This window comes from Streptomyces sp. HP-A2021 (genome assembly GCF_022807935.1).
Lineage (GTDB): Bacteria > Actinomycetota > Actinomycetes > Streptomycetales > Streptomycetaceae > Streptomyces > Streptomyces afghaniensis.
The window spans coordinates 6,342,874-6,369,215 of sequence record NZ_CP094344.1 but is presented as its reverse complement, the minus strand read 5'-3'; the positions used below and the strand labels follow the sequence as shown (position 1 = coordinate 6,369,215).

Annotated in this window: 20 protein-coding genes and 1 pseudogene; 10 read left to right on the top strand and 11 right to left on the bottom strand. The window is 73.0% G+C overall.

Annotated features, from left to right (window positions below):
• Positions 1-27: 27 nt before the first annotated feature.
• From MQE23_RS28780 to MQE23_RS28750, 7 genes are read left to right on the top strand one after another with little or no spacing between them, the layout of a single operon-like run.
• The gene (locus MQE23_RS28780) at positions 28-1,278 is read left to right on the top strand and encodes a glycosyltransferase (RefSeq protein WP_037667369.1); all 1,251 of its coding nucleotides are present in this window, start codon (positions 28-30) and stop codon (positions 1,276-1,278) included.
• Positions 1,275-2,702: an exopolysaccharide biosynthesis polyprenyl glycosylphosphotransferase gene (locus tag MQE23_RS28775; RefSeq protein ID WP_243380654.1), complete on the top strand. Its 1,428-nt coding sequence runs from the start codon at positions 1,275-1,277 to the stop codon at positions 2,700-2,702. The genes MQE23_RS28780 and MQE23_RS28775 overlap by 4 nt, the downstream gene beginning before the upstream one ends.
• A 5-nt stretch (positions 2,703-2,707) precedes the next feature.
• Positions 2,708-4,048: an O-antigen ligase family protein gene (locus MQE23_RS28770; protein WP_243380653.1), complete on the top strand. Its 1,341-nt coding sequence runs from the start codon at positions 2,708-2,710 to the stop codon at positions 4,046-4,048.
• A complete protein-coding gene (locus tag MQE23_RS28765) occupies positions 4,045-5,742 on the top strand; it encodes a lipid II flippase MurJ (RefSeq protein WP_243380652.1) in 1,698 nt (565 codons plus the stop codon). Before MQE23_RS28770 ends, MQE23_RS28765 begins: the two co-directional genes overlap by 4 nt.
• The gene (locus tag MQE23_RS28760) at positions 5,726-6,490 is read left to right on the top strand and encodes a polysaccharide deacetylase family protein (protein ID WP_082319910.1); all 765 of its coding nucleotides are present in this window, start codon (positions 5,726-5,728) and stop codon (positions 6,488-6,490) included. Before MQE23_RS28765 ends, MQE23_RS28760 begins: the two co-directional genes overlap by 17 nt.
• A gap of 1 nt (position 6,491) precedes the next feature.
• On the top strand, positions 6,492-7,643 hold the full coding sequence (locus tag MQE23_RS28755; protein ID WP_020273547.1) for a glycosyltransferase: 1,152 nt from the start codon (positions 6,492-6,494) through the stop codon (positions 7,641-7,643).
• Positions 7,640-8,296, top strand: a complete 657-nt coding sequence (locus MQE23_RS28750) for a hypothetical protein (protein WP_037670077.1) — start codon at positions 7,640-7,642, stop codon at positions 8,294-8,296. The genes MQE23_RS28755 and MQE23_RS28750 overlap by 4 nt, the downstream gene beginning before the upstream one ends.
• A gap of 52 nt (positions 8,297-8,348) precedes the next feature.
• Here the strand turns inward: MQE23_RS28750 and MQE23_RS28745 are convergent, their stop codons facing one another.
• A complete protein-coding gene (locus MQE23_RS28745) occupies positions 8,349-9,602 on the bottom strand; it encodes a glycosyl hydrolase (protein ID WP_243380651.1) in 1,254 nt (417 codons plus the stop codon).
• Positions 9,603-9,770: 168 nt separating this feature from the next.
• Here MQE23_RS28745 and MQE23_RS28740 point away from each other — a divergent pair, with 168 nt between their 5' ends.
• Together MQE23_RS28740 and MQE23_RS28735 are read left to right on the top strand one after the other, a co-directional pair.
• The gene (locus tag MQE23_RS28740) at positions 9,771-11,024 is read left to right on the top strand and encodes an ATP-grasp domain-containing protein (protein WP_243380650.1); all 1,254 of its coding nucleotides are present in this window, start codon (positions 9,771-9,773) and stop codon (positions 11,022-11,024) included.
• A complete protein-coding gene (locus MQE23_RS28735; RefSeq protein WP_243380649.1) occupies positions 11,024-12,292 on the top strand; it encodes an NAD(P)-binding domain-containing protein in 1,269 nt (422 codons plus the stop codon). The genes MQE23_RS28740 and MQE23_RS28735 overlap by 1 nt, the downstream gene beginning before the upstream one ends.
• Before the next feature lie 307 nt (positions 12,293-12,599).
• Here the strand turns inward: MQE23_RS28735 and MQE23_RS28730 are convergent, their stop codons facing one another.
• From MQE23_RS28730 to iolC, 9 genes and pseudogenes are all read right to left on the bottom strand, one after another.
• Positions 12,600-13,319 carry a chaplin gene (locus MQE23_RS28730; protein WP_243380648.1) on the bottom strand — a complete coding sequence of 240 codons (720 nt, stop codon included), beginning with the start codon at positions 13,317-13,319 and terminating at the stop codon, positions 12,600-12,602.
• A gap of 389 nt (positions 13,320-13,708) precedes the next feature.
• Positions 13,709-15,232: a VWA domain-containing protein gene (locus MQE23_RS28725; RefSeq protein WP_243380646.1), complete on the bottom strand. Its 1,524-nt coding sequence runs from the start codon at positions 15,230-15,232 to the stop codon at positions 13,709-13,711.
• 149 nt (positions 15,233-15,381) lie between these two features.
• On the bottom strand, positions 15,382-16,254 hold the full coding sequence (locus tag MQE23_RS28720; protein WP_020273556.1) for an ABC transporter permease: 873 nt from the start codon (positions 16,252-16,254) through the stop codon (positions 15,382-15,384).
• A complete protein-coding gene (locus tag MQE23_RS28715; RefSeq protein ID WP_243380645.1) occupies positions 16,251-18,905 on the bottom strand; it encodes a CocE/NonD family hydrolase in 2,655 nt (884 codons plus the stop codon). The genes MQE23_RS28720 and MQE23_RS28715 overlap by 4 nt, the downstream gene beginning before the upstream one ends.
• 111 nt (positions 18,906-19,016) lie before the next feature.
• A complete protein-coding gene (gene mmsA, locus MQE23_RS28710; RefSeq protein WP_243380644.1) occupies positions 19,017-20,519 on the bottom strand; it encodes a CoA-acylating methylmalonate-semialdehyde dehydrogenase in 1,503 nt (500 codons plus the stop codon).
• Positions 20,520-20,533: 14 nt separating this feature from the next.
• On the bottom strand, positions 20,534-22,417 hold the full coding sequence (gene iolD / locus MQE23_RS28705; RefSeq protein WP_243380643.1) for a 3D-(3,5/4)-trihydroxycyclohexane-1,2-dione acylhydrolase (decyclizing): 1,884 nt from the start codon (positions 22,415-22,417) through the stop codon (positions 20,534-20,536).
• Positions 22,418-22,547: 130 nt separating this feature from the next.
• A pseudogene (locus MQE23_RS28700) lies at positions 22,548-22,661 on the bottom strand (5-deoxy-glucuronate isomerase); the annotation flags it as partial.
• 79 nt (positions 22,662-22,740) lie between these two features.
• Positions 22,741-23,622, bottom strand: coding sequence for a hypothetical protein (locus tag MQE23_RS28695; protein ID WP_020273560.1), 882 nt, complete (start codon positions 23,620-23,622; stop codon positions 22,741-22,743).
• On the bottom strand, positions 23,619-24,569 hold the full coding sequence (gene iolC / locus MQE23_RS28690; protein WP_243380642.1) for a 5-dehydro-2-deoxygluconokinase: 951 nt from the start codon (positions 24,567-24,569) through the stop codon (positions 23,619-23,621). The genes MQE23_RS28695 and iolC overlap by 4 nt, the downstream gene beginning before the upstream one ends.
• Positions 24,570-24,976: 407 nt before the next feature.
• Here iolC and MQE23_RS28685 point away from each other — a divergent pair, with 407 nt between their 5' ends.
• Entirely contained in the window at positions 24,977-25,177 is a 201-nt protein-coding gene (locus MQE23_RS28685) for a MerR family transcriptional regulator (protein WP_010046844.1), read from the top strand.
• Positions 25,178-25,238: 61 nt separating this feature from the next.
• Here the strand turns inward: MQE23_RS28685 and MQE23_RS28680 are convergent, their stop codons facing one another.
• A complete protein-coding gene (locus tag MQE23_RS28680; protein WP_243380641.1) occupies positions 25,239-26,282 on the bottom strand; it encodes a zinc-dependent alcohol dehydrogenase family protein in 1,044 nt (347 codons plus the stop codon).
• Positions 26,283-26,342 lie beyond the last annotated feature (60 nt).

The window sequence follows — 26,342 nt, the reverse complement described above, 5'->3', positions numbered from 1 at the left end:
ACCTTCGCGAGCAAGGAATCCGCCCACATGCACCTGCCATCCACCGCCCCTCTCCCAAGAGTCCTGCACCTCACCCAACCGGTGGACGGCGGCGTCGCGCGCGTCGTGACGGATCTGGTCCGGGCACAACTGTCGGACGGCCTGGACGTCACCGTGGCCTGCCCCGACAGCGCGCTGACCACGAAGCTGCGGACGCTCGGCGCGCGCGTACGGCACTGGCACGCGACGCGGTCGCCGGGGACGTCGCTCGTCCGGGAGGTACGGCATCTGGCGCGGGTGATCGACGAGGTGCGTCCCGACCTGGTGCACGCGCACAGCGCGAAGGCCGGGCTCGCCGGACGGCTCGCGGTACGCGGGCGGATTCCGACGGTCTTCCAGCCGCACGCCTGGTCGTTCGAGGCGGTCAGCGGGGGCACCGCGGCCCTGGCGCTCATGTGGGAGCGCTGGGGGGCACGTTGGGCCTCACGCGTGGTGTGTGTGAGCGAGGCGGAACGCGCCACCGGCATGGACGCGAGGATCACCGGCCGGTGGACCGTCGTCCCCAACGGCATCGACCCCGAGCGCTTCCACCCGGCCGCCGCGGGCGCCGTGCGGGCCGGGCTCGCACCGCTCGCCGGCATCCACCCGGCGGCACCGCTCGCCGTGTGCGTGGGGCGGCTGTGCCGGCAGAAGGGGCAGGACGTCCTGCTGCGGGCCTGGGAAGCCGTCGTGCAGCAGGTGCCCGACGCCCGCCTCGTCCTGGTCGGCGACGGGCCGGACCACGACCGGCTTCGCGAAGGCGCCCCGCCGTCCGTGGTGTTCGCGGGAGCCGTCGCCGACGCCTCCCCCTGGTACCAGGCCGCCGATCTCGTCGTCCTGCCGTCCCGCTGGGAGGGCATGGCCCTGGCGCCGCTGGAGGCGATGGCCTGCGGGCGGCCCGTGGTGGTCACGGACGTCGACGGCGCCCGCGAGAGCCTGCCACCCTCCTTCGCCGCCCGGTGCCTGGTCCCGCCGGAGGACCCGGCGGCGCTGGCCCGGGCCGTCACCGAGCTGCTGGCCGACCCGCTGCTGCGCGAGTCGCTCGGCAGCCAGGGCCGCCGGCACGTGCTGTCCACCCACGACGTGCGGTACACCGCCGAGGCCGTCTCGGACGTCTATCGCGACCTGCTCGGCCCATGGACCGCCACCACCCCCAGCGCTGAGCGCGGTCAGCCGCTCGGCACCGGACGTGGCGCCGAGGCGAACCGGACACCACAGCGCGTCGAGCCCACCGAGTACAGGGAGTCCATCCACTCGTGACCGCCGAACGTACCGTGCCCTCCCCCGGCGTACCGCCACGGGACCACGGATCCTCACCAGTCTCGGTCATGCCGCCACGCGGCACCGCCACCGGTTTCCGGCCGTCCGCCCCGGGGCGCCCGGCCCGCCCCGCCTCCCCCGTCCCGCTGCTCGTCGCGGACGGCGTCGCCGCCCTGGCGGGCGCGCCGGTGCTCACCGAAGCCCAGCGCCATCCACTGTTCGTCACCCTGCTGATCGTCATGTCGCTGCTGCTGCGCCGGCGCGACGGGCGGCCGCCGGTACCGGGGCTGCTGGAGGAACTGCCCGCCGTGTGCGGACGCATCGCGGTGGCCTGGCTGGCACTCGCGGCGCTCCTGGCGGCGTACCGGCCGGAGCACGCGTTGACCCTCCGTACCGTGCTGACAGGCCTCGCCCTGCACGCGGCGGCCGGCTGTGTGCTGCGCGGAGCCGTGCACGCGCGGCGGCGCGGCGCGCTGCTGCGCCACCCGCACACCGCACTCGTCCTCGGCCCGGCGGCGACCGCGCAGCGCGTGGCCGCCGCCGTACTGCGTCACCCCCGGTGCGGCGTGCGGCCGGTGGGGATCGTCGCCGAGCAGCCGGACGGCACCGAGAGCCTGCCGGTGCTGACGACCCCTGAGGAGGTCGAGCGTGCGGTCATCCAGAACGGGGTGCGGGCGGTGCTGGCCGTTCACCCCTCCGTACGCGCCGAACAGGAGCCGCTGCTGCGGGCGTTGGCCGAGTCGGGCTGCGTGGTCTGGGAGGTCGACGCCGATTCCCCGTCGTACGCGACGCGGGAGCGGCTGGCCGGGTTCTCCTGCCGGCGCCTGGACATGTCCCCGGCCCGGCGCGGCAGCGCGGCCAAACGGGCGCTCGACATTCTCGTGTCCGGGACGCTGTTGGTGCTGGTCAGCCCACTGCTGCTGGTCTTCGCCGTGGCACTGCGGATCAGCGACGGGCCGGGCGTGGTGTTCCGGCAGGAGCGCATCGGCAGGGGCGGCGAGCCGTTCACGCTGCTGAAGTTCCGTACGCACCGCCCGGTCGACGAGCACGAGTCGGCGACCCGGTGGAGCGTGGCGAACGAGAACGAGATGCGCTGGTTCTGCCGGATGCTGCGGCGCACTTCGCTCGACGAACTGCTGCAGCTGTGGAACGTGCTCCGGGGCGACATGAGCCTGGTCGGGCCGCGCCCCGAACGCCCCTATTTCGTGGCGCAGTTCGGCCAGACCTACCCCGGTTACACGGTCCGCCACCGCATGCGGACCGGCATCACCGGCCTCGCCCAGATCCACGGTCTGCGCGGCGACACCTCGATCGAGGACCGCTGCCGGTTCGACAACGCCTACATCGACGACTGGTCCCTGTGGCAGGACGTCTGCATCCTGCTGCGCACCGCGGCCACGGTGGTACGTCCCACGGGGAGCTGACAGAGGTGAGCCTCGCACTGACACCGCTCCCCCGCCGCGTCGCCGCGCTGGCACCGGCCCTGCCCGTGGTGGCCGTACCCGCCCTGCTGGCGCTGCCGCTGACGCCGGACGGCGCGGGGCCCGCCGACGTGCTCTCCGGGCTGATGGTGGTGTACTGCGTGATCCGTCTGATGTTCGAACGGCGGCGCCCGCTGTCGCCCGCCGCTGCCGTGGTGCTGGGCCTGCCGGTCGTGGGGCTCGCCCTCGCCGCCATGGGGGCGTTCTCCTCCCAGGCCGGGCTCACCGGCCTGGGACGCTATCTGCAGACCTTCGTACTCGTTCCGGCCGCCGTGCTGCTGCTGCTCCGCGACCGGGCCGGCCTCCGGCTGGTGGCCTGGTCGTTCGTGGGGCTCGGTCTGTGTCAGGGGGCCGTCGGCGTCCACCAGTTCGTCACCCGGACCGGCGCCTCCTACCAGGGCGAGAACATCCGGGCGGTCGGCACCTTCGGGGCGCACGACGTGATGGGCATGGCGACGGCGGTCTCCCTCGGCCTGGTGTGCGCGGTCGGGATCGCGCTGGGCCGGCTGTCCGTACGGCAGCGGGTGACCGCCGCCGCGTGCGCTGTGGTGCTGCTGCTGCCGCTCGCGCTCTCCTTCAGCCGCGGAGCCTGGATCGCGACCGTCCTGACGTGCACCCTGCAGCTGGTGCTGGCCGGGTTGCGGCGCGCGCTCAAGGTGGTGGCGGCCACGTTCGCCGCGGGTGTGATCCTGGTGGGCGGGTTCGGTGTGGGCTCGGCGCTTCTGCAGCAGCGGATCGACAGCATCGCCCAGGTCGCCGACGCCCCCGACCAGTCCGTCGTCGACCGGTACACCTTGTGGGCGTCCGCCACGGAGATCTGGCGGCAGCACCCGCTGACGGGTGTCGGGCTGAAGGGCTTCCCCGAGTACCGGGACGGGCACGCCACGCTCGCGCTGTCGTCGGGCAGCGAGACCGACGGCGGGGGTATGGCGTACCAGAAGCAGCCGCTGCTGTCCCCGCACAACATGTACCTGCTGGTCCTGAGCGAGCAGGGCCTGATCGGGCTGCTCGCGCTCGCCGGGAGCTGGCTGGCGCTGCTGGTGTGCGGTTTGCGGCGCCTGGTGCGCGTCCGCGCCCGCGGCCCGGGCCTCGACTGCGGTCTCGTCGCCTGCGGGCTGCTGGTCTGGATGCTGACCGACTTCATGTACGGAGACATCGGCGGTCCCTCGACCGTGCTGATGGCCGTGGCCATGGGGCTCGGGGCGTGGTGGGCGCTGACCGGCGAGACGCGTGGGGACGCGCCCCGCAGCGGGGTGCGGGAACCCGCCGAGGAGGCCCTGGCGCGATGACGGTGGTGCCCTCGCAGTCCCCCGGGCCCGAAACGGACGACATGGCGACCGTGCCCCCGGCGCGTGCCGCCACCAAGGCCGTTGACGGCGCCGACCCGGCCTCCGCGGCGTCGGTCTCCGGAAGCTTCCTGGCCAGGGCCGCGCTCGTCACGGCGTCGCTGTCCATCGTCGGCTCACTGCTCGGCCTGGTGCGCGACCAGTCGCTGGCGCGGCTGTTCGGCGCCGGGAGCGACACGGACGCCTTTCTGGTCGCGTGGACCGTTCCGGAGTTCGCCTCCACACTGCTCATCGAGGACGGGCTGGCGATCGCACTGATCCCGGCGTTCAGCATGGCGCTGGCCCGCCGCGCCCGGGGCGCCCCGGGCGATCCGGTCCGCGCCCTGGTCGGCGCCACCCTGCCCCGGCTGTGCCTCGCCCTCGCCGCGGTGGCCGCGCTGGTCGCCGGCACCGCTCCCTACCTGGTCCGGGCCCTCGCCCCCGGCCTGCCCGACCCCGGGCTCGCCGCCGACTGCACCCGGATCACGGCAACCTGCGTGCTGGCCTTCGGGCTCGCCGGGTACTGCAGTGCCGCCCTGCGGGCCCACCGCTGTTTCCTCGCGCCCGCGGCGATCTACGTCGCCTACAACACCGGCATCATCGCCGCGATGTTCCTCCTCGGCGAAGGCTGGGGCGTGCGCTCCGCCGCGGTCGGGGTCGCGGCGGGCGGCTGTCTGATGGTGGCGGTGCAACTGCCGTCGCTGTGGCGGCGGCTGGCGTCGCGTACGCCGCCCGTCGCCAGGGCCGGGGCACAGGTCGAGGAGCGGCCGATGCAACTCGCCCTGGTCGCCGCCGTGCTCCTCTTCGCCCTGTGCCGCCAGTCGCAGGTCCTCGCCGAACGCTTCCTCGCCTCCGGCCTGCCCGCCGGCGCCATCTCGCACCTGAACTACGCGCAGAAGGTCGCCCAGATCCCGATGACGCTGTCGCTGATGGTGTGCACCGTCACCTTCCCGGTGGTGGCGCGGGCCCTCGCGGACGGCGACACCGCGCGGGCCCGCAGCCGCGTGGAGCGGGATCTGGCGCTCGCCTCGTGTCTGGTGCTGCTCGGCATGTGCGCGGTGATCGCCTGTGCCCCCCAGATGATCGAACTGCTCTTCCAGCGGGGCGCGTTCACCGCGAGCGACACCGCGGCGACGGCGGACGTCATGCGCGTGTACGCCCTCGGACTGCTGGGCCAGACCCTGGTGGGCGCCCTCGTGCGCTCCTACTTCTCGGCGGGCCGGGCCAGCTGGTACCCCCTCGGCGCGATGGCGGCGGGCATCGCCGTGACGTCCTGGATCGGCGCCGCCACCGTGCACTCCTGGGGCGTGGCGGGGATCGCCGCCGCCAACGCCCTCGGCATCACCGTCACGGCCGCCCTGCTGCTCGCCGGGCTGCGAACGGGCCGGCTGAACAGCCCCCACAGCGTCTCGGTCCGTGTCCGGCGGGTCCTGGCCGAACTGACCAGGCTGGTGTGCGCCGCGGTCGTTGCCACGGCCGCGGGCGCGTTCGCCGCGAGCCGGCTGCCGTCCCCGGCGTCGGGCCTCGCGGCCGGCTGCCTGACCGTGACCTTCGTCTTCGTCCCGCTCACCTGGGCCCTCGGTGCCCAGAGTCCCGCGTCCGCTCTGCGCTTCCTACGCGCCGTCACACGAAGGCTCACACATGGCCGCTTCCGTTGATTCCCTCGACACCGGCAGACCCCCGGCCCCGCACCGGAGTCCGGTCCCCTGGGTGGCGATGTACCACTCGGTGGGCGACTGCTCGGACGACCCGTACCGCATCACGGTCACGCCCGAGCGGCTCGGCAGGCAGCTGGCCTGGCTGCGCCGGCGCGGGCTGCGGGGCGTGTCCGTGACCGAGCTGCTCGCCGCCCGCGCCCGCGGCGAGGGGCGGAACCTGGTCGGGCTGACCTTCGACGACGGGTACGCCGACTTCGTCACCGACGCCCTGCCGCTGCTGCACCGCTGGGACTGCGGCGCCACCCTCTTCGTGCTGCCCGGACGGCTCGGCGGCGACAACGCCTGGGATCCGCTCGGCCCGCGCAAGCCGCTGCTGACCGCGGACGGCATCCGGCACGCGGCCGCCGAAGGCGTGGAGATCGGCTCGCACGGGCTGACGCACGTCGACCTCACCAAGGCGGACGACCTCACCCTCAAGGCCGAGGTCGTCGAAAGCCGCGCCCAGCTCGAGGAGCTGACCGGCGCCCAGGTCGCCGGCTTCTGCTACCCCTACGGCACGATCGACGCCCGCGCCGTCCGGGCCGTACGGGAAGCGGGATACACCTACGCCTGCGCCATCGACCCCGGCCCGCTGACCGGTCCGCACGCCCTGCCGCGCGTGTACGTCGGCCAGGACGACACGGCATGGCGCCTGAACCTCAAGCACTGGCTGCACCGGCTGCGCCGGCGTCCGGTGGAGGGCCTGTGAGATGAGGGCTCTGCACATCATCACCGGCCTCGGCGTCGGCGGGGCCGAGCAGCAGTTGCGCCTGCTGCTGCGTCACCTGCCCGTCGACTGCGACGTCCTGACGCTCACCAACCCCGGTGCGGTCGCCGAGGGCCTCGCGGCCGACGGCGTCCGCGTCATGCATCTCGGCATGGGCGGCAACCGTGACCTGGCCGCGCTGCCGCGCCTGGTCCGGCTGATCCGCGCCGGCGGCTACGACCTGGTGCACACCCACCTGTACCGCGCCTGCGTCTACGGCCGGTTCGCGGCACGCCTGGCCGGGGTCCGGGCGGTCGTCGCCACGGAACACTCCCTGGGCGACTCGCAGATGGAGGGCCGCAGGCTGACGGCCGGGGTGCGCCGGCTGTACCTCGCCAGCGAGCGGCTCGGTTCGGCGACGGTCGCCGTCTCCCCGACGGTGGCCGAGCGCCTGAAGCGCTGGGGCGTGCCCGCGCCCCGCATCGAGGTCGTCCCGAACGGCATCGACCTGGACCGCTTCCGCTTCGACCCGGAGCGGCGGGAGCAGACCCGCCGGCGCCTCGGCCTGCCGGAGGACGCCTGGGTGGTGGGCGGTGTCGGGCGGCTCACCGCGGGGAAACGGTTCGACGTCCTCGTCCGCGCGCTCACCCTGCTCCCGGACGACCACCGGCTGCTGCTGGTGGGCGGCGGCCCCGAGGAGCACGCCCTGCGTCGCACGGCCCACGAGGCCGGCGTGGCCGGCCGCGTCGTGTTCACCGGCGAACGTCCCTACGTGCCCGACGGCTCGCCCGGCCCGGACCTGCCCTCGCTCACGTCGGCGATGGACCTGCTCGCGTCCCCGTCCACGGACGAGGCCTTCGGTCTGGCGGCCGTGGAGGCGCTGGCGTCCGGCCTGCCCGTGCTCTACGCCTCCTGTCCGGCCATCGAAGATGTGCGGCCGCCGTCCGCCGCCGGCGCCCGGCGGGTGTGCGGCGGCCCCGAGGCATACGCCCGCGCGATCGCCGAGGTCCGCGAGGCCGGCGCCCGGCCGCGCACCGCCTCGGAGGTCGCCCACCACTACAGCATCACCCACTGCGCGGCCCGTCTGACGGACGTGTACGCGGCAGCGGTCTCCGGTTCACCGTCCCTCTCACCTCTGGGAGCCACCTCCTCATGACCGACACTCCGACCCGCCGGCGCCGCCTGTCCCTGGCTCGTCTCAAGAGGCTTCCCCTGTGGTCCGTGCTCGCGGCCGGCACCCTCGCCGGGGGGCTGCTCGGCGGTGCGTACGGCCTGCTCACCCCCTCCACGTACACGGCCACGAGCTACGTCATCGCCGTACCGACCGACAAGTCCACGCCGGACGCCGCCCTCGGCTTCGCCCAGGCGTACGGCCGGGTCGCCACCCAGCTCGCCGTGCTCGGGGACGCGCAGGTGTACGCGGGGGTGCCCGTGCACACCCTGCAGCGCAGTGTGCGCACGGCGACGTCGCCGGACGCGCCGATGGTCGCCGTCTCGGCCACCTCCTCGCGCCCCGGCCTCGCCGTCGACATGGCGAACGCGGTCACCCGTTCGCTGACCCGCCACGCGGACGACACCAGGGGCAACACCAACGTGCGGCTCGTGCAGTTCTCGCGGGCGGTGGAGCCGAGCGAGCCGACGTCCGCGTCCCCGGCGGTGACCGGTCTGGTAGGGGCGAGCGCGGGCGGTCTGCTGGGCGGTCTGGCCCTGCTGGCGCGGCCGCGGAAGACCGGCCAGGACGACGAACCCGCCCCGGCCCCCTCGGTGCCCGGCCCGGCCGCCGCCGCCGATGTGCGCGGACAACGGTGACGACGGCGGGCCTGGCCGGACACGGCGCCGGGGAGCGCTGTTTCGCCGTGCTCTACCACCAGTCGAAGCGCAGGCAGAGCTTCCCGCCGAGCCACTCCTCCACCCAACTGCCCAGGTCGAGCGGCGTGCAGTCCGCCGGGGGCGGCGGCGTGCTGGGCGGGGTCGGCTTCGGCGTGGGCGTCAGGGGCGGGGTCCCCGGGTCGGTGCGGCCGAACAGGGCGGACCGGTAGAGGTGGGACGACCTCGGGTTGGCCCCGCACTGCCACACACCGTGCGGGCAGTAGTCGGTCAGCGTGTTGTAGAGCGGTTTGTGTTCCTCCATCCAGGCGAGCATGCGCCGCATGTACTCGGCATTGTCACCGTTGCGGAAGAGACCCCATTCCGGATAGGAAATGGGTTTGCCGTGAGCCTTCGCGAAATCCACGTGGTGCTGCAGCCCGTAGGGTTCTTTCACCTGTTGGTCGAACGACATCCCGGCCGGCTGGTCATAGGAGTCCATGCCAATGATGTCCACCGTGTCGTCTCCCGGATAGCATTTCGTCCAGGGAACGGCGTCCACGCCTCGACTCGGCGTGAAATCGAACCGAAACTTCTGGCCCGGCACGGAACGCATGGTGGTGACGATCCGATTCCAGTACTTCTTCCAGGCCTCCGGGTCCGGCCCGCACCGATGGGTGTACGTGGTGCCGTTCATTTCCCAGCCGAGCACGACGATCGTGTCCGGCACCTTCAACTCCACCAGCCGCTCGGCCAGGACACGGAAGTGGTGATCGAACTCCCCGGCGGCGCCCTGTCGCAGCAGCCGCCGGACCTCGCTGTCGGAGACGCCCTCCTCGTTGCGCTCCTGCATGGGGACGTTGAGGACGAGCATCCGGTCGGGCTTCTTGTTGCGCCAGTGCGCCCACACCTTCAGGAAGTCGGCGGAACCCTCGATGTCGCGCCAGCGGTGGCCCGGCAGATAGGTGTGGCCGGCGCGGAGCTCCGTGCCGCCCAGCCAGTGGCTGAACAGCGGCATGCGCGCCACACCGCGGCTGTCGGACTTGAGGAAGACACCGAAGGCCGGGGCTTGCCCGCCCACCGCCGGGGTGGTGGCCGGGGCCGGCGCCGAGGGCAGGGGGACGGCCGGAGGAGTGAGGGCCGAGGGCGTGGCCACGGGCGTCGGGCTCGGTGCCGGAGCCCGCGGATCGGCGGCTCGCGCCACCCCCACCCCCGCTGCGAGGCCGGACGCCAGGGCGGCCGACGCGGCGACCGCTGCCGCGCCCAAGGCCAGCCGGCGGACCCCGGCCCGCTTGTGCTGTGGGGCCATGCCTGTTCCTTTCTTCGCTCTCGTCCGGACCACTGCCAGCGTTTGTGTTATTGACGGGCAGTCATATGAAGTCAGTCACAGAAAAGCCAATAGCGCCACAACCGTTACGACTTTCGAGTGCCGGGCTCGCCCGTGCGGGTGAGCCGATCGAAGAGAAAGAGAGAATTCGTGTCGCTGCTCGACACCCGCGTCCCCGCTGTGCTGCTGCGGATCGACCGGAATCCCTTTCACCACGGAACCCTGGGGGCCGCGCGTTCGCTCGGCAGGTCAGGAGTGGAGGTGCACGTCGTCGCGGATTCCGCGGGAAGTCCCGTGGGCGCGTCACGTTACGTACGCCAGATGCATCCCCCGCCGCTCCCGGGAGCGTCCCCGGACGACGTTCTCGCCGTGCTGCGCCGCGTGGCCGACGAAATCGCGCGCCCCGCCGTGCTGGTCCCGTTGGACGACGCGAGCGCGATCGCCGTGGGACGGATGCGGGACGAACTCGCCCCTTCCTACCTGCTGCCCTCGATGCCGGGCACTCTGGCCGAACGCGTCGCCGACAAGGCGGAACTGGCCGCCGTGTGCGCGTCCACCGACGTCCCGCACCCGACGACGCTGATCCCGGACAGTCCCGCGGAGGTCACCGACGCCATGCGGCGGCTCGGGCTGCCGGTGGTGGCGAAGTGGAGCCGGCCCTGGCTGCTGCCCGTCGGCAGCGGGCTGCGCAGCACGGTACTGGTCCGCTCCGTGCAGCAGGCGCGGGAGCTGTTCCTGCGCACCGGGGAAGCGGGCAGCCGGCTGCTGCTCCAGGCGTACCTGGCACCGGGGCCGGACCGGGACTGGTTCTTCCACGGCTACGCCGACCACTCGGGCACCGTGCGCGCGGGCGGACCGGGCCGCAAGCAGCTGTCCTGGCCGCGCGGGGCGGGGCTGACCGCGGTCGGCTGCTGGACGCCCAACACGCAGGTGCAGGCGCTGTCCGAGCGGCTCACCGACGAGCTGGGCTACCGGGGCATCTTCGACCTCGACTTCCGCCGCTGCGGCGCGACGGGGCGCTACCACCTGCTCGACTTCAACCCGCGCGCCGGCGCCCAGTTCCGGCTCTTCGCGGACAGCGCGGGCCTGGACGTCGTACGGGCCCTGCACCTGGATCTGACGGGCCGTCCACTGCCGGCCGGGGCCCCGCTGGCCGGGCGGGCGTTCGTGGTGGAGAACTACGCGCCGCTGGCGGCGCTGCGTGCGGCGCCGGGCGGGCGTGAACTGGCCTGGTACGCCGCGGACGACCGCGCCCCCGGACGGGTCATGTGGGCCCAGTGGTGCCGGCACGTGTCCCGCCGGCTGCGTGAACGGCTGGGCACCACGACGACCGCGCCGACGCCCCCGCTGATCCCCCGGGCGGCCTCGCCCTCCCTGACCGACAACGAGAAAGCGAGCAGTTGATGGTGTACGACCTTCTGGTGGTGGGCGCAGGCCCGTACGGCCTGTCTATCGCGTCCCACGCCGCGGCCGCCGGGCTGAACCTGCGCGTGTTCGGCCGGCCCATGGCCTCCTGGCGGGACAACATGCCCCGCGGCATGTTCCTGAAGTCGGAACCGTGGGCGTCCAACCTCTCCGACCCGGCCGGCCGGTGGCGGCTGGACGTCTACTGCGCGGAGCACGGCCTGACGGCACGTCACGCGAAGCCGATTCCCGTCGAGGCGTTCGCGGAGTACGGCCTGTGGTTCGCCCGCCACGCCGTGCCGGAGGTGGACGAGCGCACGGTGACCCGTGTGTCGGCCGGGCCCGGCGGCTTCACGGCGGTCACCGAGGACGGGGAGGAGGTGCACGCGCGGACGGTCGCCCTGGCGGTCGGTGTGATGCCGTTCGTCGAGGTACCGCAGGCACTGCGCGGACTGCACCCCGCGCTGGTGACGCACAGCAGCCACCACAGCGACCTCGACCGCTTCCGCGGCAAGGACGTCACAGTGATCGGCGGCGGTCAGGCGGCCCTGGAGACGGCGGCGCTGCTCGCCGAACAGGGCACGCGCGTCCGGGTGCTGGCGCGGGCGGAACAGCTGCGGTGGAACGATGTGCCGCCGCCCTGGGAGCGCCCCTGGTGGCAGTCGGCCCGCTCGCCCCACAGCGGGCTCGGCCCCGGATGGCGCAACTGGTTCTACGCGGAGCGTCCGGGCCTCTTCCGGCGGCTGCCGGAGCCGACCCGGGCGCGCATCGCGACCACGGCGCTGGGGCCGGCGGGCGCGTGGTGGGTGCGGGACCGGGTGGAGGGCGTGGTGGAGCTGCTGCCGGGCCATGAGGTCACCGCGGCCTGTGCGGTGCCGGGCGGGGTACGGCTGGACACGGTGAGCCGCGCGGGTGCCCTGCGCAGCCTGGAGACCGAACACGTCATCGCCGCGACCGGGTTCCGGGCGCGTTGCGACCGGCTGGGACTGCTCTCCCCCGAGTTGCGCGGAACGCTCGCGGCACTGCCGGACGGCTCCCCGGAGGTCGGGCGCAGCTTCGAGTCCTCCTACCGCGGCCTGTTCCTCGCGGGCCTGGTGACGGCCTCGGGCTTCGGCCCGGCCATGCGCTTCGTGCAGGGCGCGTCCTTCACGGCGTCGACCCTCGTCCGAGGTGTGCGCCGCCGGCTCGGGGCGACACCGGTGGGCGGCACCGTCCCCGCACCGGTGGACGGCAGCCGGAGCGAGTCGCCGTCGCCGGTACGGCGCTGACGGGGAACCGCGCGGGTGACACGGGGCCGCTGACGGCGACGGAGCCGTCAGCGGCCCGCCCTTGTGCCGGCGCCGGGGGACGGCGGTGGCGGGTGCGGTGTGACGCGACGGCCGACACCCCCCGGATCATGTCGACGGGGGGTGCGGGTGATGCGTGTCCCGGGAAGCCAGGGGCCTCGCGCCGGGACCAGGAAAGTGACGGGGCGTGTGGTCCCCGGACCGGCTGTGGCCTGCCTCTGGTGGTGGCGGGCGCCGGTCCGGGGTGGGTGCGGGTGCCGGGCGGGTCGCGTCCGGCACCCGGTGCCGGCTAGCGGGACCAGGTGGTGCGCCCGCGGCGGTACAGCATCACCCCGCCGGCCATCAGGGCGGCACTGGCGACCGAGGCGGCCACCAGGGCCTCACTTCCGGTCTCGGCCAGCTGGGGCAGCGGGCCGCTCTCCTTCTCCGGAGTGGACGGCGTCTTGCTGTCCTCCTCGGGCGCGGGCGGGGAGTCCGGCGTCTCCTCGTCGTGCGGGGTGGGACGGTCCTTGGCCGGCGGGACCGTCCGGTCCTCACCACGCGGCTTCTCGGTGTCGTCCTCGCCGCCGTAGCCGCCGTGGCCGCCGCCCGAGCTGTTGTGGCAGGAGTTCTCGGACGCCTCGTTGAACACCCCGAGGCCGGCGACGTTGTTGCCGCACGCGTTCACCGGCACGTCGACCGGCACCTGCACGACGTTCCCGGATCCCACGCCGGGGGAACCCTTCGCGACTCCCGAGGCGTCCGCGCCGGAGCCCTTCCCCTTGTGCGAGCTGTTGCGGCAGAGGTTGCCGAACGACTCGTTGAGCGCACCGAGCACCTCGACGGTGTTGCCGCACAGGTTGATCGGCACGTCGACCGGCACCTGCACGTTGTTCCCGGACAACGCACCGGGAGAGTCCTTCGCCACTCCCGACGCGTCGGAGTCAGCGAAGGCGGGGCTGCCATACAGGGACAGAATCCCCGTGGCGGCGGCCGCCGCGAACGCTCCCTTGCTCAGGGTCTGTCGCATTGCAGTTGTCCTCCTGCTTGAAGAATTGGGGCAGCCGGCCGCGGAACGGAGATCCACATCCAAGGTCGGCGGTGTGGCGCGTGGAAAGTCGCAGCGCTGAACAGGAATGAGGCGTAGGGGGTGCTCGCTCGCGCCGAAGGGGCCGCGGAGGCGGTTCAGCGTTCCTCGCCCTGGCCCATCGCGACGGCCGGCGCCGGGGCAGCGGCCGTCGTCGGCATGTCGATGGCAGAAGCGGCGGCGGCCGCGACGTTCATAGCCTCCTTGAGCACTGCGCGTTCCTTTCTCGTAGCGCCGCATGCTCTACTGCCTCATCAACCCGGTGCGGGAGAATTGGTTCCGCAGGTTCACCCGGTTGGCCCGCGTCGCATGTCGAAAGACCGCAACCGTGTTCAATCCCGGCGGCGGTCGGCCTGTCCGATGGCCTCGGCGAGTTCGCGCACCGCCCCGTCCTCCGTGGTTCCGGCCAACGCACGTGCGCGGCCGGCGAGTTCGGCGAAGGGGACCGGGGCTCCGGGGAGGCGGTGGTAGCGGTCGTCACCGGAGCGGAGGGCGTCGGCGAAGTAGGCCGCCACCGCGGTGACCTGGAAACGGCTGGGGGCGGCACGCAGGGAGTCGTGGAGGGCGTCGGTCTCGAGGTCGCCGGACTCCTCGTGGGGGTCGCGGGTGTCCGGGTCGAGCCAGCGGACGGTGGCGGTGGCCAGGTGGCCCTCGGCGCCCGGCGCGGTGCGGACGGCGTACAGGGCGGTGACGGTGTGGCCGGGGCCGACCTCGCCGCCGTCGACGCGGTCGTCGCGGAAGTCCTCGTCGGCGACCCGGCGGTTGTCGTAGCCGACCAGGCGGAACTCCTCGACGGTCTCGGGATCGAAGGCGACCTGGGCCTTGGCGTCGCGGGCGGTGAGGTCGATGTTGCGCGGGAGTTGCTCGCAGAAGACCTTGCGGGCCTCCTCGGTGCCGGACACGTACACGGTGTGGCCGTCGCCCTTGTCGGCGAGGCGCTCCATCAGGGCGTCGCCGTAGTCGCTGCCGACGCCGACGCCGAAGAGGGTGATGCCGTGTTCGCGGCGTTCGCCGGAGATCCGCTCCAGGATCGTGTCCGCGTCGGTGTCGCCGGTGTTGGCGAGGGCGTCGGAGACGAGGACGACCCGGTTGGTGGCGCCCTCGCGCAGGCCCTCGACGGCCGTCTCGTACCCGGTCTCGACGCCCGCGCCGAGGTTGGTGGAGTCCCGGATGTCCAGCTCGGAGATGACGTCGTGGATCTCGTCGCGGTTGCCGTCGAGGCGGGTCATGGGCAGGACGGTCTCGGCCTCGTCGCTGAAGGTGACGATCGCGACCGAGTCGTCGTCGCGCAGCCGGTCCGTCATCACGGACAGGGACTTCTGGGCGAGGTCCAGACGGCCGGGTTCGGCCATGGAGCCCGAGACGTCGACGACGAAGGTGAGGGCGGCGGGCGGGCGTTCGCCGGTGCGTTCCGTGGTGCGGGTGGCCAGGCCCACGCGGACCAGGGACCAGTCCTCGTCGTCGGTGCGGGCGCCGTCGACGGTGACCGAGAAGCCGTCGCCGTCGGGGCGTTCGTAGTCCTGGCGGAAGCTGTTGACGAACTCCTCGGGGCGGACCGTCGACGGGTCGGGGAGCCGGCCGTCGGCCAGGGCGCGGCGGGCGTAGTCGTAGGAGGCGGTGTCGACGTCGAGGGCGAAGGTGGAGAGGTGGTCGGGGGCGGCTTCGCGGTCCTCCTGCTCGCTCGTGCCGTCCTCGTCCCCGTGGGCGGGCGCGGGCAGACCCGAGGTGTCGCGGTCGGCGGCATTGCTGCCCTCGCTGCTGCCGGCTCCCCCGCTGCACGCGGTGAGCAGCAGCCCGCCCGCCGCCGTGAGCGCCAGCAGCAGCCTGCGTGTCCGGTACCGCTCGTACGGCTTCATCGTCCGTGCCCCCTTGGTCCGTTGGCGTCGGCTTTCTTGCGACTGTGACGGCGCAGGGGGCCCGAACGTGCGGTACGGGGGGTTGCGGAAGCGTCTCGAAGCGGCCACGGGGACCGGCCTTCGAGACCGGTGGGTGATCCTCCGTTGACCTAGGAGACGACGTCCTTGCGGGCGAAACCGCGGAAGGCCAGGGCGAACAGCACGAGCGCGTACGTTACGGAAATCGACGTGCCCTGGATCATGTCCGTCCACTGCAACTGCGGCTGGACGGCGTCGAGCCAGGCGTACTGCCAGTGCGCGGGCAGGAAGTGACGCCAGTCGCCGAGGGCCGTCACCTCGTCGAGGACGCTGCCGATGATGGTCAGGAACACCGCGCCGCCGACCGCGCCGAGCGGTGCGTCCGTCCGGGTCGACAGCCAGAACGCGAGGGCCGCGGTGACCAGTTGGGACACCATGATGTACACGACGACGATCAGCAGGCGCTGGGCCGCGGTGCCGGTGGGCAGAGTGCCGCCGGTGGGCAGCTCGAGCGGGCCCCAGCCGTAGGCGGCCGTGCCGACGACGAGGGCGACGATCGGGAGCAGCACCAGCGCGGCCAGGCTCAGGCTGAGTCCGACGGCGAGCTTGGACCACAGCAGCCGGGCCCGGGGCACGGGGGCCGCGAGCAGGTAGCGCAGGGACGACCAGCTGGCCTCCGAGGCGACCGTGTCGCCGCAGAACAGGGCGACGGGGATGACGAGGAGGAAGCCTGCGGCGGAGAAGAGGTTGACGGCGGCGAAGTTGGCGCCGGAGGCCGTCGCCGTGTCCATCAGGTTCACGCGGTTGTTGTTGCCGCCCGGGTCGCCGCCGACCTGGAAGGCGATGAGCAGGATGAGCGGCAGGGCGAACAGGACACCGCCCATGACCATCGTGCGGCGCCGCTTCAGCTGCCGGACCAGCTCGACCCGGAAGGGCAGGGTGCGGCCCGCGCGGTAGCCGTCGGCGACCTCGACGGGCGCGGCCCGGTCGGCGAGCTTGCTCATGCTTCGGCTCCGATCAGGGTGAGGAAGGCGTCCTCCAGGCGGCGGTGCGGGCCGATCGACCGCACGGGCACGTCCAGCCGTACGAGTTCGGCGACCAGGCGCTGCGGGGTGCCGTCGGCGTCGAGCTGGACCAGGAGGCCCTCGTCGACGGGCACGGCCGAGGCGACACCCGGCAGGGCGGCGACCTTCTCGACGACGGGCTCGTCCACGGGCGTGGCCGTGCCCACCAGGAGGGTGTCGCCCGAGCCGACGATGTCCTCGACCGGCCCCGCCTGGACGAGCTGTCCGTGGTCCATCACGACCAGGTGGGTGCAGGTCTGCTCGACCTCCGCGAGGAGGTGGCTGGAGACGATGACCGTGCGTCCCGCGGCGGCGTAGCGGATCATCACCTCGCGCATCTCGCGGATCTGGGGCGGGTCGAGGCCGTTGGTCGGTTCGTCGAGGATGAGCAGGTCCGGCATGCCGAGCATGGCCTGGGCGATGGCCAGGCGCTGGCGCATGCCCTGGGAGTAGGTGCGCACCGCGCGGGCGAGCGCGTCGCCCAGGCCCGCGATCTCCAGGGCCTCCTCCATGTGCGCGTCCTCGGCCGGGCGGCCGGTCGCGCGCCAGTACAGCTCCAGGTTCTCGCGGCCGGACAGGTGCGGCAGGAAGCCCGCGCCCTCGACGAAGGCACCGACCCGGGACAGGACCGGGGCGCCCGGGCTGATGGCGTGGCCGAAGACGCGGACCTCCCCGCCGTCCGGCTTGATCAGGCCCATCAGCATGCGCAGGGTGGTGGTCTTGCCGGCGCCGTTCGGGCCGAGCAGGCCGAGGACCTGGCCCTTCTCCACACGGAACGACAGGTCCTTGACCGCGTACCGGTCGGAGGACTTGGCGTACCGCTTGGTCAGGTCCGTGATCTGGAGGGGCACTTCGGCCAGCTCGGGGTCCGGCGGGGCGGGTGCGGCCGTGCGGCGGCGTCCCGTGACGACCAGTGCCAGGGCGATCGCGGCGCCGGCGGCCGGCATCCACCACACCCAGGCGGGCAGCGAGCCCTGTGCATTGCTCTCGCCGAGCGCCGAGGGAACCTTCAGGTCGCCCTTGAGGGAGACGGTGTACGTGGCCGGGGTCGCCGGGGAGGCGTAGCCGAGGTCCGTCGAGGCGAGGACCAGGCGCAGCCGGTGGCCGTCGTCGACCTCGTGGTCGATCGCCGGGAGGGTGATGGTGACGTCCTTGCCTGCCTTGGCGCCCTCGACCCTGATGGGCGTGACCAGCTGGGAGGGCAGCACCGGCTGGGTGCGGCCGGGGCCGACGTCGTAGACCTTGGCGAAGAGCACGGCGTCGTCGCTGGTGGACTTCACATGGACGGTGGCCGTCGGGGAGCCGGTGATCTGGACGTCGTCGCGGAACGGGGCCGACTCGAACGCGGCGAACTGGCCGGGGAAGTCGAGGGAGATTCCGACGCCGAGCGAGGACAGCTGGCTGAGGCCGCCCGCGCCGCCGAGGCCGGGCAGGGCGGAGACGCCGGGCGGGCTGGCGCCGGGCGGGTTGCCGAAGCTCTGCTCGCGGCCGGCCAGGGCGATGGAGCGCTGCTTGCTCTCCAGGCCGGGGTAGCGGTCCGAGGTCACGCCGGTCAGGCGGGGTTCGCCGTCGCCGGAGCCGAGGCCGAGGGTGCGGGTGACGCGGAAGGCGGGGCCGGTGTCGACGCCCTTGTCGTCCTTCAGGTAGCGGTCGAACCAGCTCTGCACGCGGCCCTGGACCCGGCTCGTCTCCATGTCGCCGCCGTCGTGGCCGCCGGCGATCCAGTCGACGTCGACGGGGGCGCCGCCCGCCCGGATGGCCTTCGCTGCCTGGTCGGCCTGGCCGAGCGGGAAGAGGGAGTCCGACTGGCCCTGCATCAGCAGGGTGGGCACCTTGATGCGGTTCCCGACCGCGGAGGGCGAACGCTCGTCGAGCATCTTGCGGGCCTCGGCGTCCGGTTTGCCCGACTCCGCGACTCGCTCGTACATCCGGCACAGCGCGGGCTCGAACCGCTCGCAGCCGCCACCGGAGTTGACGAAGATGCCGGCCCACAGCTTCTTGAAGACGCCGTTCGGGAACAGGGCGTCGGCGAGGTTCCAGTACGTGATGGCCGGGGCGATGGCGTCCACCCGGTCGTCGTGTCCCGCCGTGAGCAGGGCGATCGCGCCGCCGTAGGAGCCGCCGGCCATGCCCACGCGGGGGTCGCCGGGCTTGTCGAGTTCGACCTGGGGCTGCTTCGCGAGCCAGTCGATGAGCTTGGAGACGTCGGCGACCTCGCCCTTGGGGTCGTTCAGCCCGATCTTCCCGTCGGACTTGCCGAAACCGCGCGCCGACCAGGTCAGGACCGCGTAACCGTCTCTGGCGAGATCCTCGGCCTGCTGCCGTACGTCGTTCTTGCTGCCGCCGAAGCCGTGGCCGAGCAGGACGGCGGGACGGCGGCGGTCTCCTCCGGAGGTGAAGAACGAGGTGTCGACGCGCACGCCGTCCTGGGTGCGCAGGAGCCGGTCGGTGCGGTGGACCGGGGGCGCCTCGTCGCCGGCGACGGCCGTCCACGTTCCCGCGCCCGCGAGCACGACGACGGCGGCCCCGGCGGCGAGGAGCCTCCGGGGCCTCCGAAGCAGCCCGTTCAGTCCGGGCAGTCGAAGATCCATGCGTCAACGGTACGGGGTCAACCTGTCGATGAGTTGTCGACCAGAGACCGAAGTGCAAGGCCTTCCAGGGGTGTACACGGAGTTTTCGGCGTACTGCGGGTGGTGTACGCCTCAGTGGTTGCGCGGGAAGCCCAGGTCCACGCCCGCCGGGGCGTCGGCCGGGTCGGGCCAGCGGGTGGTGACGACCTTGCCCCTGGTGTAGAAGTGCGTGCCGTCGTTGCCGTAGATGTGATGGTCGCCGAAGAGGGAGTCCTTCCAGCCGCCGAAGGAGTGGTAGCCCACGGGGACCGGGATCGGGACGTTCACGCCGACCATGCCGGCCTCGACCTCCAGCTGGAAGCGGCGCGCGGCGCCGCCGTCCCGGGTGAAGATCGCGGTGCCGTTGCCGAACGGCGAGGCGTTGATCAGGTCCAGGGCCTCCTCGTAGGTCTCCGTGCGCAGCACGCACAGGACCGGGCCGAAGATCTCGTCCTGGTAGGCCTTCGCGCTCGTCGACACCTTGTCGAGGAGCGAGATGCCGATCCAGTGGCCGTTCTCGAAGCCATCCACGGTGTAGCCGGTGCCGTCGAGGACCACCTCGGCACCCTCGGCCGCCGCGCCCTCGACGTACGACGCCACCTTGTCGCGGTGGACCTTGGTGATCAGCGGGCCCATCTCGGAGGCGGGGTCGTTGCCGGGTCCGATCTTGATCTTCTCGGCGCGCTCGCGGATCTTCTCCACCAGTTCGTCGCCGGTCGAGCCGACCGCGACGACCGCGGAGATGGCCATGCAGCGCTCGCCGGCCGAGCCGTAGGCGGCGGACACGGCGGCGTCGGCCGCGGCGTCCAGGTCGGCGTCCGGGAGGACCAGCATGTGGTTCTTGGCGCCGCCGAGCGCCTGGACGCGCTTGCCGTTGGCGGACGCGGTGGTGTGGATGTAGCGGGCGATCGGGGTCGAGCCGACGAAGGAGACGGCCTTGACGTCCGGGTGTTCGAGCAGGCGGTCGACGGCCACCTTGTCGCCGTGGACGACGTTGAAGACACCGTCCGGCAGGCCCGCCTCGGCGAGCAGCTCGGCGAGCTTGATCGACGCCGACGGGTCCTTCTCGCTCGGCTTCAGCACGAACGTGTTGCCGCACGCGATGGCGAGGGGGAACATCCACATCGGCACCATCGCCGGGAAGTTGAACGGCGTGATGCCGGCGACGACGCCGAGCGGCTGGCGGATGGAGGAGACGTCGACGCGGCTCGCCACCTGCGTGGACAGCTCGCCCTTCAGCTGGACGCTGATGCCGCAGGCCAGGTCGACGATCTCCAGGCCGCGGGCGACCTCGCCGAGGGCGTCGCTGTGCACCTTGCCGTGCTCGGCGGTGATCAGCTCGGCGATCTCGTCGCGGTTGGCGTCGAGCAGCGCGCGGAACTTGAAGAGGATCGAGGTGCGCTGGGCCAGGGAGGACTGGCCCCAGGTGGCGAAGGCCTCCTTGGCGGCGGCGACCGCCGCGTCCACCTCGTCGACCGAGGCGAACGCGACCTTCGTCGTCACCTCGCCGGTCGCCGGATCGGTCACCGGCCCGTGGGTGCCCGAGGCGCCTTCGACGGTCTTGCCGCCGATCCAGTGGTTGACGATCTTCGTCATGGCCGGGAACTCCTTCACAGATGGCGGCGTCGGGTGGAGACGTGCCGTTCGTACAGCTCGCGTGCCTTGACCGCGGACGGCCGTGTCGCGGTCTCGGCCACGGGTACATCCCACCAGGCCTGCGCGGGAGGCGCGCCCGACACTGTGTCTGCCGTTTGGGTCTCCACGTAGACACATGTGGGAGTGTCGGCGGCCCGGGCCTCGGCGAGCGCCGCCTGGAGGTCCCGCACGGTCTTCGCGCGCAGCACGCGCATGCCGAGGCTGGCCGCGTTGGCGGCGAGGTCCACCGGCAGCGGTGGCCCCGTGTACGTGCCGTCCTCGGACGGGAAGCGGTAGGCGGTGCCGAACCGCTCGCCGCCCACCGACTCGGACAGTCCGCCGATGGACGCGTAGCCGTGGTTCTGGATGATCAGGACCTTGATCGCGATGCCCTCCTGCACGGCCGTCACGATCTCCGTCGGCATCATCAGATACGTGCCGTCGCCGACCAGCGCCCACACGGGACGGTCGGGGGCGGCCATCTTCACGCCGATGGCGGCCGGGATCTCGTAGCCCATGCAGGAGTAGCCGTACTCCAGGTGGTACTGGTCGCGGGACCGGGTCCGCCACAGCTTGTGCAGGTCGCCGGGGAGGGAACCGGCGGCGTTGATGAGGATGTCCGACTCGTCGACCAGGGCGTCCAGGACGCCGAGGACCTGCGGCTGGGACGGGCGGGTGTCCGGCTCGTCCACCTCGTAGCAGGCGTCGACCCGCTGCTCCCAGCGCTCCTTGTCCTCGGTGTACTCGGTGGCGTACAGCGGCGCGACCCGGTGGCCGTGCATCTCCAGCCGCTCGGTCAGCTCCTCCAGGCCGGTGCGGGCGTCCGCGACCAGGGGCTGCCCGGCGAGCTTGTGGCCGTCGAAGGAAGCGATGTTGAGGTTGAGGAACCGGACGTTCTCGCCGGTGAAGAGGGTGCCGGAGGCGGTGGTGAAGTCGGTGTAGCGGGTGCCGACGCCGATCACCAGGTCGGCGGTGCGGGCGAGTTCGTCCGCGGTGGCCGTGCCGGTGTGGCCGATGCCGCCGACGTCCTGGGGGTGGTCGTGGCGCAGGGAGCCCTTGCCGGCCTGGGTGGAGGCGACCGGGATGCCGGTGGTCTCGGCGAACTCGGCGAGCGCCTCCTCGGCGCGGCTGTGGTGGACGCCGCCGCCCGCGACGACCAGGGGCCGCTTCGCCGCGCGGATGATCCGTACCGCCTCGGCGAGCTCCGCCGGGTCGGCGCCGGGCCGCCGTACGGTCCAGACGCGCTCGGCGAAGAACTCGTCGGGCCAGTCGTACGCCTCGGCCTGCACGTCCTGGGGCAGCGCGAGGGTGACGGCGCCGGTCTCGACGGGGTCGGTGAGCACGCGCATCGCGTTCAGCGCCGACGGGATCAGGGTCTCCGGGCGCGTGATCCGGTCGAAGTACTTCGACACCGGGCGCAGACAGTCGTTGACCGACACGTCGCCCGCGTACGGCACCTCCAGTTGCTGGAGGACCGGGTCGGCGGGGCGGGTGGCGAAGATGTCGCCGGGCAGCAGCAGCACCGGCAGGTGGTTGATGGTCGCCAGCGCGGCGCCGGTGACGAGGTTGGTGGCGCCCGGGCCGATGGAGGTCGTGACCGCGTGCGTGGACAGGCGGCCCGACTGGCGCGCGTAACCGACCGCGGCGTGCACCATGGCCTGTTCGTTGCGGCCCTGGTGGTACGGCATCGCGTCCGTGTGTTCCAGGAGCGCCTGGCCGATGCCGGCGACGTTGCCGTGGCCGAAGATGCCCCAGGTGGCGCCGATGAGCCGCTGCCGTACGCCGTCGCGTTCGGTGTACTGGGCGGACAGGAAGCGTACGAGCGCCTGAGCGACCGTCAGCCTCGTCGTCGAGGTCATCGGTTTCCCCTCCCTATGGATGGTCACGGGTACGCAGTGGCCGCCGCGGGTGTTCACCACCGGGTGTGAACACGCAGGTCTCCGGCACGGCACGACGAGGCCGCGTGCGCCGCGGACACGCCCTGGCGTGAGGGACCTCCGGCGCGGGGCCGTAGCGGGCGGGGAGTTGTCGCTCGCACTTCGCTCCTGCCAAAGCAAAGCGGCCTCCCGCGCCGGAGGCGATCTGGGCCCGGGTGTCGGGGACGCCCGGGAGGGGCGGCACGATCCGCACGCGGGTCGTGGTGCCCTGGGGGATGTACGGCTCACTGCTCATGAAGCGGCCCTCACAGCAGTCCTACGGCGGTGTCCACGGCGGCGGCCACGTCGCCGTCCGCCGGGTACAGCAGCGAACGGCCGACCACCAGACCGCGCACGGTGGGCAGTTGGAGAGCGCCGCGCCACTTCTCGTACGCCCCGTCCTGGTCGTCGCCCACCTCGCCGCCCAGCAGCACGGCGGGCAGCGTGGAGGCGGCCATGACCTCGGCCATGTCGTCGGGGTTGTCGGTGACCGGCACCTTCAGCCAGGTGTAAGCCGAAGTGCCGCCCAGGCCCGAGGCGATGGCGATGGACCGGGTGACGGCCTCGGCGGACAGGTCGTTGCGCAGCCGGCCCGTCTCGTCGCGGCGGGAGATGAACGGCTCGACGAAGACGGGGAGCCGGCGGGCCGCCATGTCGTCGATGGCGCGGGCGGTGGACTCCAGGGTGGTGAGCGAGCCCGGGTCGTCGTAGTCGATGCGCAGGAGCAGTTTGCCCGCGTCGAAGCCGAGGCGCTCGATGTCCTCGGGGCGGTGGCCGGTGAAGCGGTCGTCGAGTTCGAAGCACGCGCCCTGGAGGCCGCCGCGGTTCATCGAGCCCAGGACGACCTTGCCGTCGAGGGCGCCGAGCAGGAGCAGGTCGTCGAGGATGTCGGCGGTGGCGAGGACGCCGTCCACGCCCGGGCGGGACAGGGCCAGGCAGAGGCGTTCGAGGAGGTCGGCGCGGTTGGCCATGGCCAGGCTGCGGCCGCCGACGCCGAGGGCGCCGCGGGCCGGGTGGTCGGCGGCGACGATCATCAGCCGGCCGTTGTCGTTCAGCAGGGGCCGGCGCGGGCGGCGGGCGGCGGCCTCGGCGATCGCCTCCGGGCGGTGGCTGCGGAGGCGGACGAGTTCGGAGACGTCGACGGTCACTTGACGGCCCCCGCGGTGACGGCCGCCTCGATCTCGTCCGGAGTGGGCATCGCGGAGGAGCACTCCAGGCGGGAGGCGACGATGGCGCCGGCGGCGTTGGCGTGCCGCATGGTCTTCTCCAGGTCCCAGCCGGCCAGGAGGCCGTGGACCAGGGAGCCGCCGAAGGCGTCTCCGGCGCCGAGGCCGTTGAGGACGTTCACCGGCAGCGGCGGGACCTCGGCGCTCTCACCGTCGCGGTTCACGGCCAGGACGCCCTTCGGGCCCTGTTTGACGACGGCCAGCTCGACACCGGCGTCCAGGAGGGCCCGGGCGGCGGCGTGCGGCTCGCGCACGCCGGTGGCGACCTCCACCTCGTCGAGGTTGCCGACGGCGACGGTGGTGTGGCGCAGGGCCTCCTCGTAGAAGGGGCGGGCCGCGTCGGGGTCGGTCCAGAACATCGGGCGCCAGTCGAGGTCGAAGACCGTCGTGCCGGACTTGGCGCGGTGGGCCAGGGCCGCGAGGGTCGCCGTACGGCTCGGTTCCTCGCTCAGGCCCGTGCCCGTGACCCAGAAGACGCGGGCGTCACGGATGGCGTCCAGGTCGAGCTCGTGGGCGTCGATCTCCAGGTCGGGGGCCTTGGGCTGCCGGTAGAAGTACAGCGGGAAGTCGTCCGGCGGGAAGACCTCGCAGAAGGTGACCGGGGTGGGCAGGCCGGGGACCGGGGTGACCCAGCGGTCGTCCACGCCGAAGCCCTTCAGTGCCTCGTGCAGGTAGGTGCCGAAGGGGTCGTCGCCGGTGCGGGTGATCACCGCGGTGGGCCGTCCCAGGCGGGCCGCGGCGACCGCGACGTTCGTGGCCGAGCCGCCGAGGAACTTGCCGAAGGACGTGACCTGCGGCAGCGGGACGCCCGTCTGGAGCGGATACAGATCCACTCCGATGCGCCCCATGGTGATCAGGTCGTACGCCATCGGCTTCCCCTTGGTGTCGGCTCTCCCCGGCTTTGTAGTCCCCTACCCGAAGCCCTGTCAATGTTTTGTCCGGACATTCGGACCAGATCATGACAGCGCTTTCCGGTGTCGTGCGCAGGTGTCCGCCGTGTGTGCGCCCTCGTTCTTCAGTCTTCGCCTGATGCCGCGTCAAGGCACCCCGCCGGAGCCTGGACGGCGCGTTTGCCCCGGCTGTGTCACAAACGCCCCCTTCCTGTCACGGGTGTCCCGTGTACGCGGACCTTCCGTCACACCCGTGCACAGGCCCTGCCCTGTGTCACCGAGCGTCGTTGACCGGACACAGGCTCGTTGATCGCCAGCGCAGCGCCCGGCTCCCCCGGACGGCCGTCCCCGGTCGCCGCCGTGGTGCGCGCGGGGAGGTACACGTCATGACCGACCGAAGGCTCTGGTCCTACAAGGAGATCGCGGCACACATCCGGGTGCAGCCGGACACCGTGCGGTCCTACCGCAAGCACGGTCTGCTGCCCCCGCCCGACCATGTCGAGAACGGCAAGCCCTACTGGTACGCCGACACGGTCCGGGCCTGGGTGGCGTCCCGGCCCGCCAACCGTGCCCGAAGAGCCGACTGACCATGCCGGCCCGCCCTCGTGCCCCACCGCCGCGTGGGGCACGGCTGCCTCCGGGGGACGGTCAGCGCCACGGCTCGATGACCGTCGCGCCCGCCGGTGGCGCCGTCCCCATCGCCGCCAGGGCTTGCGGGGCCTCGTCGAGCGGGATCGTGGAGGTCACCAGCAGGTCGGGGCGCAGGACGCCGCTGCGGACCAGCTCCAGCATCGGCGGGTAGCCGTGCGCGGCCATGCCGTGGCTGCCGAGGAGTTCCAGCTCCAGGGCTATCGCGCGGGCCATCGGCACGGGTGTCGTGCCGGCCGGCGAGGGCAGCAGGCCGACCTGGATGTGCCGGCCGCGACGGCGCAGGCCGTTCACGGAGGCGGCGCAGGTGGCAGGGGAACCGAGGGCGTCGAGGGAGAGATGGGCACCGCCACCGGTGAGGTCACGGACCGCCACCGCAGGGTCCGGCACGGCCGACGCGTCCAGGCAGTGCGCCGCCCCGAACCTCCGGGCCAGGTCCAGTGCTCGGGGCGACACGTCGACGGCCACGACCCGGGCGCCCGACGCCGCTGCGATCATCACCGCGGAGAGGCCGACCCCGCCGCACCCGTGCACCGCGACCCACTCCCCCGCCGCGACCCGGCCCTGCCGCACCACCGCCCGGTACGCCGTGGCGAACCGGCAGCCCAGGGAGGCCGCCGTCGCGAAGGACAGCTCCCCGGGAAGCGCCACGAGGTTGACGTCGGCGTGGTCCAGGGCCACGTACTGGGCGAAGGAGCCCCAGTGCGAGAAGCCGGGCTGGGTCTGCCGCTCGCACACCTGGTGATCGCCGGCCGCGCAGGACGGGCAGGTGCCGCAGGCGCAGATGAACGGCACGGTGACCCGGTCTCCGGGCCGCCAGCGGGTGACCCGGTCGCCCACCGCCTCGACGACCCCGGCGAGTTCATGCCCGGGCACATGCGGCAGCGCGATGTCCGGGTCGTGGCCCTGCCAACCGTGCCAGTCGCTGCGGCACAGCCCCGTGGCCTCGACCCGCACGACGACCCCGTGCTCCGCGGGCTCCGGATCGGCGACGTCCCGCACCTCGGCCGGCTCCCCGTACCGCTCGAACACCACGGCCCGCATGGTCTACCCGCCTTCCTTTCGAGTCCGGGGTCGCCGTGGATCCCGGCGCCCCGGGCAGTC

Excerpts from the sequence above, each read along its gene's own strand:
- MQE23_RS28755 (WP_020273547.1), top strand. The coding sequence starts at position 6,492 with ATGAGGGCTCTGCACATCATCACCGGCCTCGGCGTCGGCGGGGCCGAG.
- MQE23_RS28715 (WP_243380645.1), bottom strand. The coding sequence starts at position 18,905 with ATGGATCTTCGACTGCCCGGACTGAACGGGCTGCTTCGGAGGCCCCGG.
- MQE23_RS28760 (WP_082319910.1), top strand. The coding sequence starts at position 5,726 with ATGGCCGCTTCCGTTGATTCCCTCGACACCGGCAGACCCCCGGCCCCG.
- MQE23_RS28735 (WP_243380649.1), top strand. The coding sequence starts at position 11,024 with ATGGTGTACGACCTTCTGGTGGTGGGCGCAGGCCCGTACGGCCTGTCT.
- MQE23_RS28750 (WP_037670077.1), top strand. The coding sequence starts at position 7,640 with ATGACCGACACTCCGACCCGCCGGCGCCGCCTGTCCCTGGCTCGTCTC.
- MQE23_RS28730 (WP_243380648.1), bottom strand. The coding sequence starts at position 13,319 with ATGCGACAGACCCTGAGCAAGGGAGCGTTCGCGGCGGCCGCCGCCACG.
- MQE23_RS28745 (WP_243380651.1), bottom strand. The coding sequence starts at position 9,602 with ATGGCCCCACAGCACAAGCGGGCCGGGGTCCGCCGGCTGGCCTTGGGC.
- iolD (WP_243380643.1), bottom strand. The coding sequence starts at position 22,417 with ATGACCTCGACGACGAGGCTGACGGTCGCTCAGGCGCTCGTACGCTTC.
- mmsA (WP_243380644.1), bottom strand. The coding sequence starts at position 20,519 with ATGACGAAGATCGTCAACCACTGGATCGGCGGCAAGACCGTCGAAGGC.
- MQE23_RS28725 (WP_243380646.1), bottom strand. The coding sequence starts at position 15,232 with ATGAAGCCGTACGAGCGGTACCGGACACGCAGGCTGCTGCTGGCGCTC.
- MQE23_RS28765 (WP_243380652.1), top strand. The coding sequence starts at position 4,045 with ATGACGGTGGTGCCCTCGCAGTCCCCCGGGCCCGAAACGGACGACATG.
- MQE23_RS28680 (WP_243380641.1), bottom strand. The coding sequence starts at position 26,282 with ATGCGGGCCGTGGTGTTCGAGCGGTACGGGGAGCCGGCCGAGGTGCGG.
- MQE23_RS28780 (WP_037667369.1), top strand. The coding sequence starts at position 28 with ATGCACCTGCCATCCACCGCCCCTCTCCCAAGAGTCCTGCACCTCACC.
- MQE23_RS28720 (WP_020273556.1), bottom strand. The coding sequence starts at position 16,254 with ATGAGCAAGCTCGCCGACCGGGCCGCGCCCGTCGAGGTCGCCGACGGC.
- MQE23_RS28685 (WP_010046844.1), top strand. The coding sequence starts at position 24,977 with ATGACCGACCGAAGGCTCTGGTCCTACAAGGAGATCGCGGCACACATC.
- iolC (WP_243380642.1), bottom strand. The coding sequence starts at position 24,569 with ATGGCGTACGACCTGATCACCATGGGGCGCATCGGAGTGGATCTGTAT.